We start from the raw sequence: 18,812 nt of genomic DNA, 5'->3' as shown, positions 1-18,812 counted from the left end.
GTAAACTCCTATTTATTGCCTTATTTTAATAATTCAGCATAGTCCTGTTCTTTAAACCCAAGCAACACCTGATGTCCTGCTTTCTCCATAATTGGGCGTTTAATCAACATGCCGTCTTTGGTTAAACGACCAGCCGCTTCCTCATTAGAAAAGCCATTGACAATTTCCTTTAATCCTTGCTCACGATAGCGAGCTCCACTTGTGTTAAAGAAACGACGAACTGGTAAGTCACTTGCTTCCATCCAGGCGACTAATTGCTTTTTAGTCGGAGGTGTCTCAATCATGTCGATCGTCTTATATTTTACATTATTTTCATCTAACCATGCTTTTGCTTTTTTACATGTTGAACACTTAGGATACCAATAAAAATTTACCATCTAATCCCTCTTTCTATCATTATCTATAAATAGTATAACATAAATAGAAAGCAAAGCTAAAGGCTGACCCCAAAAAAAGAACAGCCCTTTGGACTGTTCTTAAAACACTACCTAAATTTCTGATAATCATCTTGTTGGAAACGCATTGACATCACGATGCCAACGCCAATCAAATTCCCTAATAATGAAGAACCACCTTGACTGACAAAGGGCAAAGGAATCCCGGTTAAGGGCAGAAGTCCAATGTTAGAGCCAATGTTTTCAAAGACATGGAATAAAATCATCATGATAATCCCAGTTGCAATATACGCATAAAATTCATTATTTGTATCGAAGCAGACACGAATCATGCGATAAATTAAGATAAAATACATCAAAATCATCAACGTACCGCCGACAAAGCCAAAGTTTTCACCGATTATGGTAAAAATCATATCTGATTCTCTGACCGGAACATAAACCTCTGACACATTAAAGCCTTTGCCAAACATCCCTCCGGAACCGATGGCAATCAACGCTTGAGCTTGTTGCATGGAGTTACCCGTGGCATCGTGGAATGGGTCAATCCACGAGTCAATACGCGCCAGTTGGTATTGTTTGACTCCCATTGAAAATAAAAACTCACGGCCAGCATCTTGGGTCACCAGATAAAGAATACCTGCTGCTAATAAAATAAAGACGATAATCGTAGGCAAAACTATTTTCCATGAGATTCCTGATAGTAAAAAGACACCACCTAAGATGGCCACATAAACTAACATTGTCCCTAAATCCTTTTGAAATTGCAATAAAATAACAATCGGAATCGTAAAAATAATCAGTTTACCAATCAAAAGAAAGTCATTTTTGATGGTGTGCAAATGCTTTAAATTGTGTTTCGTCACCACATAGGCCAACATTAAAATGTAGGCAATCTTCATCAGTTCCGACGGTTGAAAGGTAAAGCCGCCAAAATTAAACCAGTTTTTAGAACCTGTTAAAGCGGCTAAATTTTCATCATGAAACCAGATCAAAGAGGTCATTAAGCCCAATCCCATCAGGTAAACAAAGGGCGTGATCTTCCACAACATCTTAGAACTAAACTGCATCAAAATAACCACTGCAATGGCACCGATCAATATCCAAAGCAGCTGCTTTAACATCGGCGTCATAATATCTTTCGTCATTTGATCATTACTCAAGGCAGCATATAGGGCCGCTAAGCCCATTAAAGATAAGACAAAAACAGGCAATATAATGCCATAGTCGATGCGATTATCCAAACTATATTTATATTTCACTTTTTCCATTTTTCATCTCTTTTCTATCTCATCACATCTTCCATTATAACGGAAGATCGGTAGGCTACCTTCTCTGTCACTAAATTTAAGAAAAGTTTAGGAATCTAAGTCCTTTAAAAAGTTGACTAATGCTGCAAACGTCTGTTGTGATTGGGGAAGTGTCATATCAAATTGATACTCATGCGTTAGTTCTCCTTCGTCTGGAGAATAAAAAGCCGTCGTCACATCTGTTCCTTGAGACTCAATTAATTTGACAAAGGATTTAGCCTGTTCTTCAAAGGAACCCTTATTTCCATCTGTGATAAAAGTAGCAGGAAAACCACCACTAACCACTTCCAACAAATCCGCTTCTTTGGCAATCTCCGATTTAGCCCAGTCAGCTTTTCCTGTATAAGCCCACCCAACATTGCGAATGAAATAATCGACCGCCGATATACGCCGAGTAGTAGCTAGTTCATTTAACGAAAAAGGAGAGCAAAACAGGATGGCGCCTTTAATCGTTTCTTTAGGAACTTCTTGTAAAAAATTGACTGCTTGACTATAACTATCGTTCACTTGAATATTAATAAATTGAGAGGCAATTTGCCCACCAGCTGAATCGCCAGCAATAATCAGCTGGTTCAGATCCAAGGAATAGGCTTGACTAACTCGCTGTAATTCTTTATAAAGATCATTCATTTGGACTAACGGACCTGGATAACGGGTACCTGGAGCCAAATCATATTCCATGTTAACGACTGCATAGCCTTGAGCCGCTAACATATTGGCATAAATCGACACATCGGACTTCTGGCCACCAACATACGCGCCACCATGCACCCATAAAATCACAGGAAAATTGTCACCTGTTTTAGGAACAATTAAATCATACTTATTTTGCGGAATTAGCGACTCATAAGTCAAATCCTGCTTAATCTCAATCTTCTCCAAAACCTCACTGTAACCAGCTGGTTCTTTTGCCACTCCGCCATTAGCGAATAATGAGTGCACAAGAGCAGTCGCTGGGTAGGGGGTGAATATCATCATAAAAATGGCAAATAGCAGGCATACGCCTAGTACGATCCCAGTATCTTTAAACATTTCTTTCATTTAATAAGTCCTCATTTATCTATTTTTATGTTACAAGGGCTAAGCTATCTTTCAAAATACATCTATCATCACCTATATAACTAACTTCGTCAAATTATAGCATAATTTGCCTTTCAATTCTTTAGTTATGACTAAAAAAATCAAAATCAACGTCTAAGCAGACATATTGTGATGGTTCGTGCCTAAATTTAGAATTTATTCGAACATTTCTTTCCTTTTGAGTGACAACTTGCTATAATTTAATTAAAAGGAGGTTCACAATATGGTCAATACTTCTAATCGCTTTAATCCCTGCCAAGCTTGTGGCAACGAAGATATCTCCGATGTTGCCAATTTTTGTATCAAGTGCGGCACCACGCTGTACAACACTTGCACAAATGAGGACTGTGGACATACCAACCCAGCAGCTGCTTACTTTTGTGAGAATTGCGGCTCCTATACAAATAAACTATTGATAGAAAGTGCTGTATCCGATAAATCTCCTGATGAGATTGCTTTGGATCTAAAAGCAATTTAGCACATTTAATAATTACCAAAGCTGATTGTATCAGCTTTTTTTATTGACCATAAAACCCCCATTTGATTTATAAGACATATACAAGTTTACTTATCTATCAAATTAAAGATTAAAGAAGTCTAAAACACACGAATATAAATTTAGTTTATTTTGTGGTATAATGAAAGCTAGATGACATAAAGCGTTTTTCTTTGAAGATAGAAAGGGAGTGGCTTTTAAATGTTTAGACCTGTTCAAAATAATGCTTCAGAAGTTGGCATCGAATTTGTTCCTGATACTAAGGTTACCTTTTATTTTAAGGGCGATTTAGTCAGTGGGATCGTTGTCAAACAAATGACGAATTCAGCAATTGTTTCAATTAACGAAACCACCGACAATAAAGACATAATGTTTCAAACAAACGGGAACATGGTAGTGAGTTATGACGACTTATCTGTTAAAAATTAAATTCAAAAACTCGTGAATAGGTTACGATAACCTACTCACGAGTTTTTTTGCGGATCTTAAGAAATAATTTTTAAACCAATGGCCGCCCCTAAAATCAGTGCGATACAAAGAATTCGTTTGAGGTCTTTAGATTCACCATAAATTAGCATGCCTAAAATCGCCCCACCTGAAGCGCCAATTCCCGTCCATACAGCATAAGCCGTTCCCATTGCCAAACTGTCCATTGCCAGAGATAACAAGACAAAACTAATGCCAAAAGCTCCTACTAATAACCCTAGGGACTTGGCGTTTTTTTCTAAATTAAACTTGTTAATCAGCGATACCCCGACCATTTCAAATAAACCTGCTACGACTAACGCAATCCACGCCATCAGTTTTTCACCTCACTTGTCTCTGCTGGTGTCACCATTTTTAAGCCGATAACCCCAACTAACAGAATAACGATCAAGCTCACTTTGGCCACACTTAAGGAGTGACCAAATAACAAGGCGTCCAAAAGAACTGTCCCAGTCGTTCCAATCCCCACAAAAACAGCATAAACAGTTCCCACGGGTAACTCTTCACTAGCTGAAATCATCAAATAGAAACTAAAGAAAATAGCAACTAAGGTTAATCCCCAAGTCAATGGCGTCGTCGAGTGTTTTAACCCCACGACCCAACCTACTTCAAAGACACCAGCAATCACAACTTTCAGCCAATTTTTATTCATCTACATCCGCTCCTAATACCTTATTTAACGATATCCACACTCTGTCAAACCATGCAAAAAAGCCTAAGAGACTACTGCAGCAACAGTATCTCCCAGGCTTTTATCCTTCCGTGACGTAATAATGACTATTACGAGTTCTCTCTCGGTCCAGACCACAACGTGCGGAACCCTAGAAAACATTTAGTATGAAAATTTCAATTATCACTTTATTATACACATTTGGCTAAAACTTTCAAGCAGAAAGTCTAATTTTTTTTACAACTGGCGCAACTCATAGCGGAAAAGGTTTAGGCCTTTATCCTCTAAAAAAGCGATGAAATAGTATTCATCGCTTTTAACTATCTAGTATAAATGACTGTTATCCATACTTAATTTTTCAATAATTACAAAGGCGACATCGCCTCTTTGGCTGGAGCATTTAATTAAACGATCTACTTGATTACTTAGTGCCGAACAAGCGGTCGCCAGCATCACCAAGACCTGGTACGATATAACCATCATCATTCAAATGATCATCGAGACCCGCTGTGTAAATATCCACATCTGGATGAGCTTCTTGAAGAGCTTTTACACCTTCAGGAGCTGCAACTAGGCAGACAAATTTAATATTGTTACCGCCACGCTTTTTCAACGCATCCACTGCTAAAATCGCTGAGCCGCCGGTTGCCAACATTGGATCAACGACAAATAATTGACGTGTGTCAATATCAGATGGTAATTTCACGAAATACTCCACAGGTTCCCAAGTATCATGATCACGGTACATGCCGATATGGCCAACCTTGGCCGCTGGAATTAGTTCCAACATACCGTCTACCATGCCGATTCCTGCACGGAGAATTGGAATAATCGCAACTTTTTTACCTGTTAAGGTTTTTTGCGTTGATTTCCCCATTGGTGTTTCAATTTCAATATCCTCTAACGGCATATCGCGTGATACTTCAAATGCCATTAACATGGCTATTTCATTCACAACCTCACGAAATACCTTTGTTCCACAGTTTTTATCACGAATGATGGTTAACTTATGCTGAATTAATGGATGATCAATAACTTGAAATTTTCCCATAGCGATTCTCCTTTTCTTGAAGGTCTATTATCCCTCTTAGTTTTTCTTCTAACCTATTGTAAAGCAAAAAAGAGTGATTGACTAGTCAATCACTCAAACTTTTAACGATAAAGTGGAAATTTTTCAGTAATTGCTTTGATTTCTTTTGAAACACGCACTAGCGCTTCTTCATCTTGATGATTTGTAAGAGCCACATCTATTAATTCAGCTACGCGACGAACATTTGCTTCTCGGAAACCACGAGTTGTTACAGCCGGCGTTCCGATCCGAATGCCACTCGTTTTAAACGGACTTAAGACTTCAAACGGAATCGTATTTTTATTCACAGTAATATGGACTTTATCAAGGATTTCTTCGGCTTCCTTGCCATTTAAACCATAACCTGTGACATCAACTAACAGTAAATGGTTATCAGTAGCTCCACTGATAACGCGAGCTTTAGGTGCCTGATTAAAAGCTTTCACCATGGCTTGCGCGTTGGCAATCACTTGTTCCTGATAGTCCTTAAAGTCTTCTGTTAATGCTTCTTTAAAGGCAACCGCTTTGCCGGCGATGACATGCTCCAGCGGACCACCCTGTATGCCGGGGAAAATCGCACTGTTAATTTTTTTCGCCAAATCTTCGTCATTGGTTAAAATCAACCCACCACGAGGTCCACGTAAGGTTTTATGAGTTGTCGTTGTTACGATGTCCGCATAAGCCATCGGATTTTGATGGAGACCTGCTGCTACTAAACCAGCAATGTGAGCCATATCGACTAATAATTTGGCCCCTACCTCATCAGCAATTTCCTTAAAACGAGCAAAATCAATATGGCGAGCATAGGCACTTGCCCCAGCCACAATCAATTTTGGTTTCACTTCACGAGCGCGAATACGAACCACTTCATAATCGATCACTTCTGTAACGGGATCAACACCATAAGGATGAAAATCATAGGTTTTTCCACTAAAGTTTACTGGAGAACCATGAGTTAAATGACCACCATGAGTCAAATCCATCCCTAGAACCGTATCTCCTGGCTCAATTAACGCCATATAAGCAGCTGTATTCGCTTGCGAGCCAGAATGGGGTTGAACATTTGCAAATTTTGCATCAAATAATTGCTTTGCCCGCTCAATTGCCAACGATTCAACAATATCGACATATTCACAACCACCATAATAGCGACGGCCAGGATAGCCTTCTGCATATTTATTCGTTAAAATACTGCCTTGCGCTGCCATGACACCTTCTGACACAAAGTTTTCTGATGCGATTAATTCAATATTTCGTTCTTGACGGTTTTTCTCTTTGGCAACAGCATCCCACAACTCTTGATCTTGTTCTTTAAAACTCATTCTTCACAACACCTCTTTTTCTTTTCTATATTGTAACACAGTCCCTATCGATGAATCAATTTCCTATCCTCACTATTTCGTAAAATAGTTAAGAATTAAATAGTCTCAAGAAAAAAAAATTAAAAATCATCCGCATTTGCTAACTATAAAATTGAAAAACGACCAAAACATTCGTGTTTTAGTCGTCACGTTGAAAATATTCTTGGTTTGCCGCTTTCTTTAACCGATTCATATAAGCCAAACCTGCGCCCTCTTCTGGATAGGTTTGAGCAAAAATAACAGCTATTGGTTGCTTCTGTCCATCCAGTTCTCTAAGGCCGGCAAACAACCGTTGACTTGCAGTCTGAACATCTTGTGTGATACTTAATTCATAATTGCCAACTACATCAGCCTTAAAGGATTGGATGATCTCACGACTTGCAAGGATTCCACAGCTTATTCCTTTTTTTGCGGACCAGTCTAAAGCATCTTGCCAATTATTTTTTTGCCAATCAATCAGCAACACACGTGCATTCGGAGAATAATGCTGGTATTTCATTCCCGGAGCCTTAGGCGCTTCGTTTTCACTGATTAAATGTTGATCTAAGTTCACTTCTCCCACCACACTTGCTAGCGCTTCGACCGTTACCGCTCCTGGTCTTAAAATAACAGGAATCTCAGTTGTCATATCGACTACTGTGGACTCCAGTCCTATGTCAGTCGGACCATCATCTAAAATCCCAGCGATCTTTCCAGCTAGATCATGATAAACATGTTGAGCCGTCGTTGGACTTGGTTTACCTGAGGTGTTGGCACTCGGTCCCACAATTGGCACCCCTGCTTGCTCGATCAGCGCCAAAGCCATTTTGTTATTTGGCATTCTGAAAGCCGCTGTGGATAACCCACCCGTTGCGACGCTAGGCAAACTGTTTTTCTTGATTTCAAAAATTAGCGTTAGGGGCCCAGGCCAAAATTTTGCCATCAGTGATTGGGCTTTCTCAGAGAGGTTATCCACAAAAGGATCTAAGTCTGTGATTTCCTTTATATGGACGATTAAAGGGTTGTCACTCGGCCGTCCTTTGGCTTGATAAACCTTGTTGACAGCTGCTTCATTAGTCGCGTCAGCACCGAGTCCATAGACCGTCTCCGTCGGAAAAGCAATCAGTTCTCCTTGGCGAATTAATCGTGCTGGAACAGCTAATGAATCTTCCGTATAAATTATTGTTTCCACAGGTTATCCACAACTCCTTTTTCAGATTTTCCTAATTTATCAAGCCTTTTAATCAGTTATTCACATTTTGGGGATAACCGATTTGTCAAGTGTTAATAAGTCTGTTGATAACTCAATAAACCACTTCCAAGCTTGCTATAATTATGTTCTTTTAACTAAAAGCTAGTTAATAAAATTTTTTTATCCACAGAGTTATCAACAGACTTCAATCATGCGATCGTGACCCGTTAAATCTTGATGAACAACAACTTTTTTAGTTGGGAAAGCCTCTTTAAATATCTGTTTAACGGCTTCTCCCTGACGGTAACCAATCTCCAAGTAGATTTTACCCGTTGGTTTAATAACAGTTTTTGCCTCTTTAGCTAACCTCATATAGAGAGCTAACCCTTCTTTTTCGGCAAACAAGGCTAATTTTGGTTCATACGTACGAACACTGACGTCCATCTCTTGCCACTCATCAGGTCCTATATAGGGTGGATTTGATATGATCACATCAAACTGTTCTGAGATCACCGCTGTCAACAAATCGCTTTTTAGAAAACGGCAATCTAGGGCCAGCCGCTCCCCGTTTTCTTCGGCGACAGCTAAGGCTTTGTCTGAGATGTCAACTGCCGTTACTTGCCAATTAGGGGCTTGTTTTTTTAAGCTGAGAGCAATCGCTCCAGTTCCAGTGCCCACATCGATTACTTTCAGAGCTTTACTCGACTCATTGCCCTGTAGACATAATTGAACCAGTTCTTCTGTTTCCGGTCGCGGAATTAGTGTGTCAGCCGTGACTTTAAAACGTTGGCCATAGAACTGACAAGAACCAATGATATATTGAGGCGGGATATCTTGCAAAACTAATTCCAGATCCGCTTCCAATTGCGTTATTTCAGATATCGGCATCACTTGCCGATAATGACCAAGCAAGTCTGTCTTTGTCCAAAAATTTCTTTCCAAAATTAAATACTCAGCAATATATGGTTCTTTCTGATGAGTATCTAAAAAAGAAGAAGCCCAGTTAAGGACTTCAAAATAGCGCTTATGAGAATTAGCCATTTTGCATCTCTTCCAATTTGGCTGTTTGATCATAAATGATTAACGCATCAACTATTTCATCTAAATCTCCTGATAAAATTCGATCTAATTTTTGAATAGTCAAACCGATACGATGATCCGTTACTCGATTTTGAGGGAAATTATAGGTCCGAATCCGTTCAGAACGATCCCCTGTTCCAACTGCTGATTTACGACTTGCATCGTATTCATCTTGCGATTCTTGGCGCATTTGATCGTAAACTCGCGCTCGCAAAATTTGCATCGCTTTTTCACGGTTTTGTAATTGAGAGCGCTGATCTTGCATAGCGACTGCAATTCCGGTTGGTAAATGGGTCAAACGAACAGCAGAAGCGGTTTTGTTGACATGCTGACCACCTGCGCCACTTGCATGATAAATATCAACCCGAATATCTTTATCAGCCAATTCTAATTCTACTTCTTCCGCTTCTGGTAAAACAACAACCGTTGCCGTAGAGGTGTGAACACGTCCTTGCGATTCTGTTGAAGGGACCCGCTGAACGCGATGAGCCCCACTTTCATATTTTAATTTAGAAAAGACATTTTCGCCAGTAATCATGGCAATTACTTCTTTATAGCCACCAATTCCGGTAATATTAGCCTCTAATACTTCAAATTTCCAGCCTTGAGATGAAGCATAACTTTGATACATCTCAAAAAGATCGCCAGCAAATAAAGCTGCTTCATCGCCACCTGCGGCACCGCGAATTTCCATAATGATATTTTTGTCGTCATTAGGATCTTTAGGAATTAACAACACTTTAATGTGTTCTTCGATTTCTTCTTTTTCTTTCTTTAAATCAGATAACTCTTCCTTAGCCATTTCTTGCATATCAGCATCGAGCTTCTCGCCCAATAATTCCTCTGTCTCAGCAATTCCGGCAACCACCTCTTTATAACGACGGTAAACGGCTACCATCTCACGAGTGCTCGCCTCTTCTTTCGACAGCTCCATAAAACGCTTCGTGTCAGAAACGACGGTTGGATCGCTCAGCAACTCGCCTAGCTCTTCATAACGATTTTCAATTGATTGTAGTTGATCGTACATAATTACTCTCCTTTTTCCCTTATGATCCGACGTTCACTTTCTGAATGCTCTAGCATCTAGCGAGTGACCTGATCGAAACATAAGTGTAGTGTTGCTTCTAATGACCTGTTGCTTCGCTACAACGGCGGCGCCACATAATGCTTACGGCAAACAGGGTAATATGACTCATTGCCACCAATTTGGATTTGGTCTCCGGTATACGTCGGTTTCCCATCCAATAAACGCAAGTTCATAATTGCCTTGCGATGACAAAACCAGCAAATGGTTTTTAATTCTTCAAGTTTGTCTGCGTACAATAACAAGTATTTAGATCCCTCAAATAATTCATTGCGAAAATCATTTTTAAGGCCAAATGCCATGACTGGAATATCTAATTCATCTACGATTCGCGCAAACTGAATCACATGGTGTTTTTCCAAAAATTGTGATTCATCAATTAAAACACAATAGGGTTTAAAATCAAGTTCCTTAATAAATTGATAGACGTCTGTCTCGCTAAAAATCGCTGTTGCTTCTCGAGACAAACCAATTCGACTAGAAACTTTGCCGATGCCATCACGGGTATCTACGCCACTAGTCATTAAGACCACACGCTTATTTTGTTCTTCATAGTTATGGGCAACTTTTAAGATCTCAATGGTTTTTCCACTGTTCATTGCGCCGTATTTAAAAAATAACTGAGCCATTTCCCAATCCTTCACTTTCATTTTCTTCCTATGTAAGTATACTTTAAAACAACAAAAAAATCATCTTATTTAAAGCGAAAAGCAAAAAAAACAGTCGCAAAAGCCACTGTTTTAAACAAATTTGTGCTCTAACCATAATTGGGCTTCCACTGCCCAAGTATGTTTGACTAGCACGCCTTGAGCAAACATCCAGTTTATGAAATACAATGCGGCACTCTCTAAAGACGTTTCCAACGCAAGCAACAAACCAGCTAAATAAGGTGGGCTATCCGCTTGGTCCCATTGGATTTTATCGGCAATAAATAAAATTAAATCCAAAGTAGTAGGGTTCGCTCTTAATGTCGTGTGGCATTCAATAGCCCCAGTAATCTCCTTATTCTCGATCTGAAAACATTCGACAGCCATGAGCTTAGACAAGCGTTGGTGTAAAATCATTGGTATTTTTTTTTCTGCCTCACATACGACCATCTGATAAGATTGACACAAAGCTACTCGTTCTTCATTTGGGATAATAACACTGATATCGTGAAGTAAACCGGCAGTATATCCCCACTCCTTTGGTAAGCCATATCGAATACATAAACGTTCGGCTTCTTCCGCTACTTGAATTGAATGGCTCGCAACATTTGAATATTGATAAGCCACCAGTAATTCAGTTATATCTTGTTTCAAATCCCCTGTTACATCAGTGGTCAGATACGCCTTTATTTCTTTCACGTTCTCACTCCTAAATTTTTCTAACTTTTCAAACTATATAGTTCCCATTAAATAATCATCCTTTACTGTTAAACTTACAGCCAGAAAAAAGCTGAAAGTACCACTCTTGGCGGATGATTATGCGCATTATCCCATGGAACTATCTGTTTGATTAATTAACATGATGTATATATCGATTATTTAAGTCTTAAATTCTTGCTAAAATACAAAACCAGGTCATCATCATTGAGACAAGGTTGATTTTGTCCCAACAACTGATCTCGATACCATACTCCACCACCATCTGGCACATAACCTGAGCGAATGTACATCATCTGAGCAGCGCCATAACCGCTATGTAGTCCAACCCCAATCGTTGCTACATCACTCATTCTAGCAATTTGAGTTTCGGCTGCCGCTAATAAAGCGCGCCCATAGCCCAAACCTTGGTATTTTTCTAACACGTTAAAATCTTTAATCTCAGGTAATCCAAAAAAAGGGCCGGCTTTGGCGCTTGGTACAACGGTTACATAGCCAATCAACCCATGATTGTCCATTGCAACCAGCACGATACGCTGTTGCTTTTGTTGTTCATCATAATACATCTGAAAAATATCAACCGGCTTTTCCCACCCTTGATCAGCAAATAATAACGGAAAATCCTGGATGTCACTTGCGATCATCTCTCTTATCATCCTCTTCACCTCTTTGCTAGTATCTGCTTATTTTAACGTAAATGGTTAATTTTTTCTCTTACGGAGGAGAACATTTAGATAAATTTAACCAGTCGTTCAAAGATAACTACTATTTCAGCAAAGTGGGGCTATGACATCAGCAATTTATTGGTTTGTCGATAAATCGACTTCCCCCTTAAATCGAGAGGCAATCCACTCCATCAATATGACACCATGATTATTAACTTGATCCTTGGCAGCATAGACAAAGGTGATGGTTTCCCCATGACTTCGTTCTGCCAAGTCATGAAGTAAGTGCTGGGCCTCGGGAAGAGCGATTAATTCTCGCTGGTAGCGACGAGCAAACTCGCTCCGCTGCTCTGGAAATTGATGGTACCACTTACGTAAGTCAGTACTTGGTGTAAGCTCTTTTGCCCAATAGTCAATTTTAGCCATTTCCTTTTTGACTCCACGAGGCCACAAGCGATCAATCAAAACGCGATAACCATCTGTTGCCATCGCCTCAGCATAAACTCTTTTCAAATAAATCATCAAACCATCCCTCACTTCATTTTGTCTATCTCTAGCAGACCCTTTCCAATGTTCTACACTAAAAACCTCACTGCTTTTAAACAGTGAGGTTGCTGGTTAATTTGGACCTTCACCCTTGAACCAACCTGTTTTAGCGTTAATTGTCACTAAATAGATTGGCAATTCAGAGTCTGAACGACCTTTTAGTAGTGAAGATTGGGTACTTGTTGCAAATAAGTCATAATACGCTTCTCCATTAATGATAATCCGTTGACGTAGTTCATACCCACCTTCGATGATATATCCACGTTTGAGACATTCATTAATGACTTTCGCTTGAATTCCTTCACCCCAAGACCAATCACCGTAGGTAGTACCTGTGCTTTCGTTTGGCAGTGCGATTCCCGTACGGTAAGTCCACTGACCATTATTAGAAGTTGAGGCAACTGGTGGCGTAGTAGTTTGTGGCACTTGCGGTTGAGCTGCTAAGCTGGCTTCTGCTTGCGCGATAGCAGCAGCTTTTTCATCAGCCTTACGCTGAGCTTCTTTTTTCTCCTCTGCCACGATTAACGTATCTACTTTGGCTAATTTTGTGTCATAATCTTGTTGTAGCGAGCTATCTTTTAACGTTTTAACAGCTGCTTTGGCTTCGTCATATTGAGCGCGGGTCGCTTCCTTCTTAGCTTCCTCCCCATAAACCTTCGCCATTAGCTCTTTCGCCTTTTTATTAGCAGCGACTTGGTCACTTGCTACTTTTAAGCCTTTATTGATTAATTCTTCAAATTTATCAGCTGGTTTGTCAATTCCTTTAGGAACGGTTGCTTCAGCTTGTTTTAACACGCTACCCTCAACTAATTTGTCGCCTTTGATCAGCGGCTCTTTGAACAAATTATTAACGGATAACAATAAGTCACCACGGTTTCTTAAATCAGCTACAACGGGTTTTAACTCTGTCACATACTTAGCTTCTTTAAACTCTGCTATTTGACTCTCTAAATCTTGCAAACTGTCTTCTGTAAATGTCTCACTTAAGAATACCTTCTCCTCATTGAAATACAATTTATTCAGATCATTTTCAAGTAAGGCCGCTTCTTTTTTCACTGCTGCAATTTGATCGGCCTCTTTTTTTGCCTGATACTTGGTAAAACCAAAGATACTACCACCAATCACAAGAGCTGCTATCACAACAATCCCAATTAACTTGTTATAGTTTTTCTTTGGAACTGTCGGCTCACTTTCCTTAAATGATGATGGTGCTGACTCTTTTTTAGGCACAACACTCTCACTTGATACCGGATCCGTTTTGACCGCATAAGGGTCTTCCGGAATGACTTCTTTAGCTGCAAATTTTTCAATCTGAGGCTCTGTTGGCTCAACAGCTACTGGCTCATCCACAGGTTCACTCACAGATTCGACACTTGCTTCCTCTGCTTCAGTCGGTTGCTCTTCAACAATTTCTGGTTCAATCGCGACAGGTGTCTCAGACTCTTTTTCAATCGTAGGTTCGTCGACTGGCACTTCTACGGGTCTTTCGACAACGTTCTCAGACGTTAGCTCTTTCGTAAAATCTTCAAATGTTGGTTCAAAACGGTCGCAGTTAGGACAGTATTCTTCATTTTTCGTGGAGACATAGCCACAATTGGGACATTTTTTTCCTTTTTCCATGTTTTTATCACATTCCTATTTTAATTTTTCGAATTTTTGAGATTACAAATCAAGACTAGTTTATCATAAAATCGACTTGTTTTGTTAATTAAATTTACCATGCCCCCCTAATTTAAGAACTAATGGAAAAACATCAAAGTCAAAACCTTGCTGATAGCAAGGCAATCCCTTGATGTTCTTTGATTAATTAAGTTTTATTCTAAAAATGAATTCCCCTGTCACTTCATTCACTTCCCAGCTATAATGATAGCCGTACTGTGTTAAAATAGTGTCCACGATATAGAGTCCTAATCCATGACTTTTTTCAAATTCACTGTTGCATTCTGTTTCAAAACTGACAAAAGGTGCAAAAATATTGGCTTCTTTCAACTGTTGGACATTTTTAACCTGATTGCGAATTTGCCATTCCTGATCATTGGACACTATCACCAACTTTCCTTGAGTAGGTGTGTATTTGACAGCATTTCCAACTAAGTTCGACAAGACCTTTTGGAGGTTACGCTTGGGAATATGCACTAAGCCACTCGTTAAATGCCTTGTTTCAAGCTGGATTTCCTTGTCTTCCAACATATAAGAATAAATTTCGATCACTTCTTCAGTGGCTTTTTTCAACTCCATTTGACCTGAAAACATCACCGATTCTATTCGTGAGACTTCCAGCATCTCATTGACTAAGCGGCTCATGCTCTGTAAGCGAGTGTAACAGGCTTGCAAATAATGGTCGTGATCTTCGTAACCTTCAACTTGGGCCATCATGCCCTCCAACATCGTTGTCATGGCCATGATCGGTGTTTTTAATTCATGAGTTGCGCCACGCATAAAGACTTGGCGATCTTCTTCTAACCGTTTAACAGTGCTCATCTCTTGATTCAATTTCTGTAAGGTAAATTGTAATTCTTGGTACATGTGATGGACACTATTTTCCAAATCTTGCAACTCATCACCTGGCATTGCTTCATAAGTCATCGGCTCAGAACTTGTTGACATACTGTGAACGGTTCGATTCAAACGAGTAATCTTTCGCGAAAAATAACGAGCATAAATAACCGAAATGACTGAAGACACTAGCAAACCAATCACAATAAAGTAAGGAATAATCGAATAAAAAACACCTTTGATCTCCTCTTGATTGACAGTTGCCGGATACATGATCTCCACCAAATAAGGAATTCCTTGATAAGCGATGGTCTGCTGGTTCATTAAGGGAATCGTCTGAAATAGACCAACCGTCTCTATTTGATCGATATTACCGTCTATTTGGGGCTCAATCATCACGGTATCACCAATCTCAGCTGCTTCTTGCCCTTCATCTAATTCCGAGCTTTGAATCGCTGAATTAAACGAAATTTCAGCATACTCTGGATAGATGAGCTGTTCATTATAACTGATAAAGACATTGTAACCTGCGATCATATAGTTATCTAACACCTTTTGATTGATGCCCTCGGTCTCTACACTTCTAAAAATCAACTGGCTAGTTTGATCAAATTTTTTCTGTTGATTGTTTTCTAAAAAACGGGTGGCAAACAGTGAAAAAATCAGGAAAAACAAACCGATGGTGATTAAAATAGTGACAGCTGTTATCACCCAAGTTTTCCAGTAAAGTGAGGTTTTTTTTATTCGCTCTCTCACCATTTCCTTGAGGTTGATACTCATAAGCGGTCCACCTTATAACCGATGCCTTTAACGGTTTTGATGCAATCAAAGGGCAATTTTTTGCGAATGTTTTTGATGTGTACATCAATATTACGACTGTCGCCAAAATAGTCATAACCCCAAACTACCGTCAACAATTCTTCACGCGAATAGACTTTACCGCTGTTTAACAACATGGTTTGCAAAATTTCAAATTCTTTAACTGTTAACTCTATCGTCTGCTCTTGGTAATAGACTTCATAATTATTAACTAACAATCTTAGATCGTGATAGATAATTTCTTTTTTTTGTTTCTCATAAACACGTCTCAGTAGCGAAGCAATCTTATGAACCAAAATATTCATGGAAAAAGGTTTGACAACATAGTCGTCCACACTTTGCTCAAATGCGTCTAATTGAATCAGCTCATCGTTTAAGGCGCTGATAATCAAAATCGGCACATCCGACTTACGACGAATCCATTCCAAGACCTCTTCCCCGCCAATCCCCGGCAACATCATATCCAATAGAACCAAGTGAAAATCAGTCTTCGTATACTCGCGCAATGCCTCTTCACCTGTCTCTACAGCGACGACATGATAATCCTCCCGTCGCAAAAAATTGGTCATCGCGCGGCGAATTTCTTTTTCATCTTCTACTAATAAAATGTTGTAGCTCATGTTAATAGCTCCTTTTTGCGGTTAGTTCTTTAATCATACTATACATTGATGTCTGAAACATATCTTTTTAAGCATTTCCAGTACTGATTCGAATCTCAACGGTATAATCCATTGGAACGTATACGTTGACCGCACTCATACTGACAACTGTGCCTTTTTTTTCTTCTGAATTAACATATTTTATCGTGTAATTAATGTTAGCCCCTTTTGACTGGTATTCATCAAAGAAGATTTTTTGCAGGGCCCCTTCTGTTTCCCCGACGACATCTTTAAGATAAGGTTTGCCTTCCGAGTATGTCACCACAATGGCCAAATCATCTTTTTCCGTCAGTTCTGATCCCGATGGTAAGGTCTGCCAAATCAATTGGCCATAAGAGGCCTCATTGCTGTACTGACGCTTAACGGTTACCTCTAATCCTTTTTGGGCCATGGCCTCTTCTGGTGTTAAGGTGGCAAAGTCAGGCACCATGATCGGTTTGCCTGCTGAAACCTCAACTTCCATTTGGGTTTCTTTGGCAACTTTCTCTTTAGGTGGGATTGATTGTTTTAAGACTTTGCCTATTTCTTGCTCCTTAGACGCCAGATCTTTATAGGTCATCTGAATACTGTTCGTCTTCGCCCACGTTTCAACTTCACTCTTCAGTTTGCCACTAAAATCTGGAACTGAAATATCTTTTTTATAAACCTCTTTCCCTTTAGAATAGTAAAGCGTGCCACTGTCTTTGCGCTTAAAGTTCTCAGCCGTTACCTCATCTTTCAGTTCCATCCGCACTAATTTACCTTTTTCCACTTGATCATTGTACTCAGATAATAATTTTAAATTGTCGACTTTATTTTGCTTTAACCACTCTTCGGCGGCGGCTGTGGCTAAGCTGTTAAAATCTGGTAAGGGCACTTTGTCCTCGGGATTTGCTCCCTGGCTGATGGAAAAGGTCAGCTCTTGGCCTTTTCTGACTTTTTTGCCTTTCGCTATCGGTTGCTTCAATACTTGATTGACCTCTTTTTCAACCGAATACTCTGATTTAGTTGCTACCTTAAGATTGTTTGCAGCAGCCCATGTTTGGACATCACCAATCGTTTTGCCTTTAAAATCAGGCATCGCCACATGATTCAGCTGATAAATTGTCACACCAATGAGGGCCACAGCTACTGTTCCCAAAATCCCCAGCAGCAGCCATTTTTTGCGCTGACGCTTCCGATAGGTTGGGTCATGTTCTGTTTCCTCTTGTGAATGACGTCTGCTTCCCTGATTACTGAGCTTGGTTGTGACAGAAGGAACAAGTTCCTCAGTCGTTGGAGCCTCACTCGGCAACCGTTGATGTTCCTTTTCTGAATCAATCTCCTGCTCCACTAGACTTTTTTGATCGGCAGTATTTTTTTCATAATCGCCTGATTGGAAATTATTTAAAAAGCTACTCATATGGCGTCAACTTCCCTCCTTTTAGATAAAAGGTCTGATCAGAACTGTTGGCAATTTCCTGAGAATGGGTTACCACAATCACACATTTATTATGGATATGTGCCAATTCTTTAAATATCGCAACAATTTCTTGTTCCATCCCTTCATCTAAATTTCCTGTTGGTTCATCTGCTAAAATAATGTCCACATTTGTCGCCAAGGCTCTGGCAATAGCCACCCGTTGCTGTTCCCCACCTGATAAATGGGTAATCGTGCGATCGGCTTTACTTTTAACAATGCCGATATAATCCAATAAATTATAAGCCACGTCTTTTTGATTTGGCGGCAACTCATTATCAGTAATCGCCATCGCCAACAACACGTTCTCCACTGCTGTTAGATAAGGAATTAAATTATAACTTTGAAAGATAATCCCGATTTTATTTCGACGATACTCTTCATGCCCCATTTTTTTGATGTCCTGTTCCTCATAGATCACCTGCCCATCTTTCGGGGAATCCAAGGCACTGATTAACGAAAGATAAGTGGTCTTTCCTGAACCAGATTGACCTAAAATAGTGTAAAACTTCCCTTGCTCAAAACTATTGCTGACGTCACTTAGTATCGTCCGTTTACGGTCACCGTCCTGGTAAAAATAGTCAATGTGTTTCGTTTCTAAAATAGTCATCTAGAGTCTCCTT

The 18,812-nt window shown here is 39.7% G+C and carries 21 protein-coding genes and 1 riboswitch; of the genes, 2 read left to right on the top strand and 19 right to left on the bottom strand.

Annotation, left to right across the window (positions count from 1 at the left end):
• Positions 1 to 20: 20 nt before the first annotated feature.
• From I6N95_RS18945 to I6N95_RS18935, 3 genes are all read right to left on the bottom strand, one after another.
• The gene (locus I6N95_RS18945) at positions 21 to 377 is read right to left on the bottom strand and encodes an arsenate reductase family protein (protein WP_209530910.1); all 357 of its coding nucleotides are present in this window, start codon (positions 375 to 377) and stop codon (positions 21 to 23) included.
• A 107-nt stretch (positions 378 to 484) separates the two neighbouring features.
• Positions 485 to 1,666, bottom strand: a complete 1,182-nt coding sequence (locus tag I6N95_RS18940) for an FtsW/RodA/SpoVE family cell cycle protein (protein ID WP_209530909.1) — start codon at positions 1,664 to 1,666, stop codon at positions 485 to 487.
• A gap of 87 nt (positions 1,667 to 1,753) precedes the next feature.
• The gene (locus I6N95_RS18935) at positions 1,754 to 2,746 is read right to left on the bottom strand and encodes an alpha/beta hydrolase (protein ID WP_209530908.1); all 993 of its coding nucleotides are present in this window, start codon (positions 2,744 to 2,746) and stop codon (positions 1,754 to 1,756) included.
• Positions 2,747 to 3,008: 262 nt separating this feature from the next.
• Between I6N95_RS18935 and I6N95_RS18930 the strand changes: the two genes are divergently transcribed.
• Together I6N95_RS18930 and I6N95_RS18925 are read left to right on the top strand one after the other, a co-directional pair.
• Positions 3,009 to 3,263: a double zinc ribbon domain-containing protein gene (locus I6N95_RS18930; RefSeq protein ID WP_209530907.1), complete on the top strand. Its 255-nt coding sequence runs from the start codon at positions 3,009 to 3,011 to the stop codon at positions 3,261 to 3,263.
• A gap of 219 nt (positions 3,264 to 3,482) precedes the next feature.
• A complete protein-coding gene (locus tag I6N95_RS18925) occupies positions 3,483 to 3,710 on the top strand; it encodes a hypothetical protein (protein WP_209530906.1) in 228 nt (75 codons plus the stop codon).
• A 56-nt stretch (positions 3,711 to 3,766) separates the two neighbouring features.
• Here the strand turns inward: I6N95_RS18925 and I6N95_RS18920 are convergent, their stop codons facing one another.
• The 16 genes from I6N95_RS18920 to I6N95_RS18845 all read right to left on the bottom strand — a co-directional run bounded on the left by I6N95_RS18920 (position 3,767) and on the right by I6N95_RS18845 (position 18,799).
• Positions 3,767 to 4,081, bottom strand: coding sequence for a DMT family transporter (locus I6N95_RS18920; RefSeq protein WP_283808998.1), 315 nt, complete (start codon positions 4,079 to 4,081; stop codon positions 3,767 to 3,769).
• The gene (locus I6N95_RS18915; RefSeq protein WP_209530905.1) at positions 4,081 to 4,419 is read right to left on the bottom strand and encodes a DMT family transporter; all 339 of its coding nucleotides are present in this window, start codon (positions 4,417 to 4,419) and stop codon (positions 4,081 to 4,083) included. The genes I6N95_RS18920 and I6N95_RS18915 overlap by 1 nt, the downstream gene beginning before the upstream one ends.
• Positions 4,420 to 4,506: 87 nt before the next feature.
• Positions 4,507 to 4,603, bottom strand: a riboswitch (guanidine-I (ykkC/yxkD leader).
• A gap of 255 nt (positions 4,604 to 4,858) precedes the next feature.
• Positions 4,859 to 5,488 carry a uracil phosphoribosyltransferase gene (gene upp / locus I6N95_RS18910; protein ID WP_209530904.1) on the bottom strand — a complete coding sequence of 210 codons (630 nt, stop codon included), beginning with the start codon at positions 5,486 to 5,488 and terminating at the stop codon, positions 4,859 to 4,861.
• Between the two features lie 101 nt (positions 5,489 to 5,589).
• Positions 5,590 to 6,828 carry a serine hydroxymethyltransferase gene (gene glyA, locus I6N95_RS18905; protein ID WP_209530903.1) on the bottom strand — a complete coding sequence of 413 codons (1,239 nt, stop codon included), beginning with the start codon at positions 6,826 to 6,828 and terminating at the stop codon, positions 5,590 to 5,592.
• A 178-nt stretch (positions 6,829 to 7,006) separates the two neighbouring features.
• Positions 7,007 to 8,038 carry an L-threonylcarbamoyladenylate synthase gene (locus tag I6N95_RS18900; protein WP_209530902.1) on the bottom strand — a complete coding sequence of 344 codons (1,032 nt, stop codon included), beginning with the start codon at positions 8,036 to 8,038 and terminating at the stop codon, positions 7,007 to 7,009.
• Positions 8,039 to 8,233: 195 nt separating this feature from the next.
• The gene (gene prmC / locus I6N95_RS18895; RefSeq protein ID WP_245249703.1) at positions 8,234 to 9,079 is read right to left on the bottom strand and encodes a peptide chain release factor N(5)-glutamine methyltransferase; all 846 of its coding nucleotides are present in this window, start codon (positions 9,077 to 9,079) and stop codon (positions 8,234 to 8,236) included.
• Positions 9,072 to 10,145, bottom strand: a complete 1,074-nt coding sequence (gene prfA, locus I6N95_RS18890) for a peptide chain release factor 1 (protein ID WP_209530900.1) — start codon at positions 10,143 to 10,145, stop codon at positions 9,072 to 9,074. Before prfA ends, prmC begins: the two co-directional genes overlap by 8 nt.
• Before the next feature lie 116 nt (positions 10,146 to 10,261).
• On the bottom strand, positions 10,262 to 10,831 hold the full coding sequence (locus tag I6N95_RS18885; protein ID WP_209531020.1) for a thymidine kinase: 570 nt from the start codon (positions 10,829 to 10,831) through the stop codon (positions 10,262 to 10,264).
• Positions 10,832 to 10,942: 111 nt separating this feature from the next.
• Positions 10,943 to 11,548: an HD domain-containing protein gene (locus I6N95_RS18880; protein WP_347340579.1), complete on the bottom strand. Its 606-nt coding sequence runs from the start codon at positions 11,546 to 11,548 to the stop codon at positions 10,943 to 10,945.
• A gap of 176 nt (positions 11,549 to 11,724) precedes the next feature.
• Complete coding sequence (locus I6N95_RS18875) at positions 11,725 to 12,222, bottom strand: GNAT family N-acetyltransferase (protein ID WP_209530899.1); 498 nt, start codon at positions 12,220 to 12,222, stop codon at positions 11,725 to 11,727.
• Between the two features lie 144 nt (positions 12,223 to 12,366).
• Complete coding sequence (locus tag I6N95_RS18870) at positions 12,367 to 12,753, bottom strand: DUF488 domain-containing protein (protein WP_209530898.1); 387 nt, start codon at positions 12,751 to 12,753, stop codon at positions 12,367 to 12,369.
• Positions 12,754 to 12,849: 96 nt separating this feature from the next.
• Positions 12,850 to 14,397, bottom strand: a complete 1,548-nt coding sequence (locus I6N95_RS18865; RefSeq protein ID WP_209530897.1) for a cell division site-positioning protein MapZ family protein — start codon at positions 14,395 to 14,397, stop codon at positions 12,850 to 12,852.
• A gap of 183 nt (positions 14,398 to 14,580) precedes the next feature.
• Complete coding sequence (locus I6N95_RS18860) at positions 14,581 to 16,053, bottom strand: sensor histidine kinase (RefSeq protein WP_209530896.1); 1,473 nt, start codon at positions 16,051 to 16,053, stop codon at positions 14,581 to 14,583.
• On the bottom strand, positions 16,050 to 16,712 hold the full coding sequence (locus I6N95_RS18855) for a response regulator transcription factor (protein WP_209530895.1): 663 nt from the start codon (positions 16,710 to 16,712) through the stop codon (positions 16,050 to 16,052). The genes I6N95_RS18860 and I6N95_RS18855 overlap by 4 nt, the downstream gene beginning before the upstream one ends.
• Positions 16,713 to 16,779: 67 nt before the next feature.
• Entirely contained in the window at positions 16,780 to 18,132 is a 1,353-nt protein-coding gene (locus tag I6N95_RS18850) for a PASTA domain-containing protein (RefSeq protein ID WP_209530894.1), read from the bottom strand.
• Positions 18,125 to 18,799, bottom strand: a complete 675-nt coding sequence (locus I6N95_RS18845) for an ABC transporter ATP-binding protein (RefSeq protein ID WP_209530893.1) — start codon at positions 18,797 to 18,799, stop codon at positions 18,125 to 18,127. Before I6N95_RS18845 ends, I6N95_RS18850 begins: the two co-directional genes overlap by 8 nt.
• Positions 18,800 to 18,812: the final 13 nt, after the last annotated feature.

The sequence above is a fragment of the Vagococcus allomyrinae genome, assembly GCF_017829975.1.
GTDB lineage: Bacteria > Bacillota > Bacilli > Lactobacillales > Vagococcaceae > Vagococcus_D > Vagococcus_D allomyrinae.
Note: the sequence above shows the minus strand (reverse complement) of the source record. Positions and strands in the feature narration are given on the sequence as shown.

Bases quoted from the DNA above. Each gene is read 5' to 3' on its own strand.
- I6N95_RS18940 (WP_209530909.1), bottom strand. From the start codon at position 1,666: ATGGAAAAAGTGAAATATAAATATAGTTTGGATAATCGCATCGACTAT.
- I6N95_RS18930 (WP_209530907.1), top strand. From the start codon at position 3,009: ATGGTCAATACTTCTAATCGCTTTAATCCCTGCCAAGCTTGTGGCAAC.
- I6N95_RS18875 (WP_209530899.1), bottom strand. From the start codon at position 12,222: ATGATAAGAGAGATGATCGCAAGTGACATCCAGGATTTTCCGTTATTA.
- prmC (WP_245249703.1), bottom strand. From the start codon at position 9,079: ATGGCTAATTCTCATAAGCGCTATTTTGAAGTCCTTAACTGGGCTTCT.
- I6N95_RS18855 (WP_209530895.1), bottom strand. From the start codon at position 16,712: ATGAGCTACAACATTTTATTAGTAGAAGATGAAAAAGAAATTCGCCGC.
- glyA (WP_209530903.1), bottom strand. From the start codon at position 6,828: ATGAGTTTTAAAGAACAAGATCAAGAGTTGTGGGATGCTGTTGCCAAA.
- I6N95_RS18865 (WP_209530897.1), bottom strand. From the start codon at position 14,397: ATGGAAAAAGGAAAAAAATGTCCCAATTGTGGCTATGTCTCCACGAAA.
- I6N95_RS18885 (WP_209531020.1), bottom strand. From the start codon at position 10,831: ATGGCTCAGTTATTTTTTAAATACGGCGCAATGAACAGTGGAAAAACC.
- I6N95_RS18920 (WP_283808998.1), bottom strand. From the start codon at position 4,081: ATGGCGTGGATTGCGTTAGTCGTAGCAGGTTTATTTGAAATGGTCGGG.
- prfA (WP_209530900.1), bottom strand. From the start codon at position 10,145: ATGTACGATCAACTACAATCAATTGAAAATCGTTATGAAGAGCTAGGC.
- I6N95_RS18860 (WP_209530896.1), bottom strand. From the start codon at position 16,053: ATGAGTATCAACCTCAAGGAAATGGTGAGAGAGCGAATAAAAAAAACC.
- I6N95_RS18915 (WP_209530905.1), bottom strand. From the start codon at position 4,419: ATGAATAAAAATTGGCTGAAAGTTGTGATTGCTGGTGTCTTTGAAGTA.
- upp (WP_209530904.1), bottom strand. From the start codon at position 5,488: ATGGGAAAATTTCAAGTTATTGATCATCCATTAATTCAGCATAAGTTA.
- I6N95_RS18845 (WP_209530893.1), bottom strand. From the start codon at position 18,799: ATGACTATTTTAGAAACGAAACACATTGACTATTTTTACCAGGACGGT.
- I6N95_RS18925 (WP_209530906.1), top strand. From the start codon at position 3,483: ATGTTTAGACCTGTTCAAAATAATGCTTCAGAAGTTGGCATCGAATTT.
- I6N95_RS18935 (WP_209530908.1), bottom strand. From the start codon at position 2,746: ATGAAAGAAATGTTTAAAGATACTGGGATCGTACTAGGCGTATGCCTG.
- I6N95_RS18870 (WP_209530898.1), bottom strand. From the start codon at position 12,753: ATGATTTATTTGAAAAGAGTTTATGCTGAGGCGATGGCAACAGATGGT.
- I6N95_RS18945 (WP_209530910.1), bottom strand. From the start codon at position 377: ATGGTAAATTTTTATTGGTATCCTAAGTGTTCAACATGTAAAAAAGCA.
- I6N95_RS18850 (WP_209530894.1), bottom strand. From the start codon at position 18,132: ATGAGTAGCTTTTTAAATAATTTCCAATCAGGCGATTATGAAAAAAAT.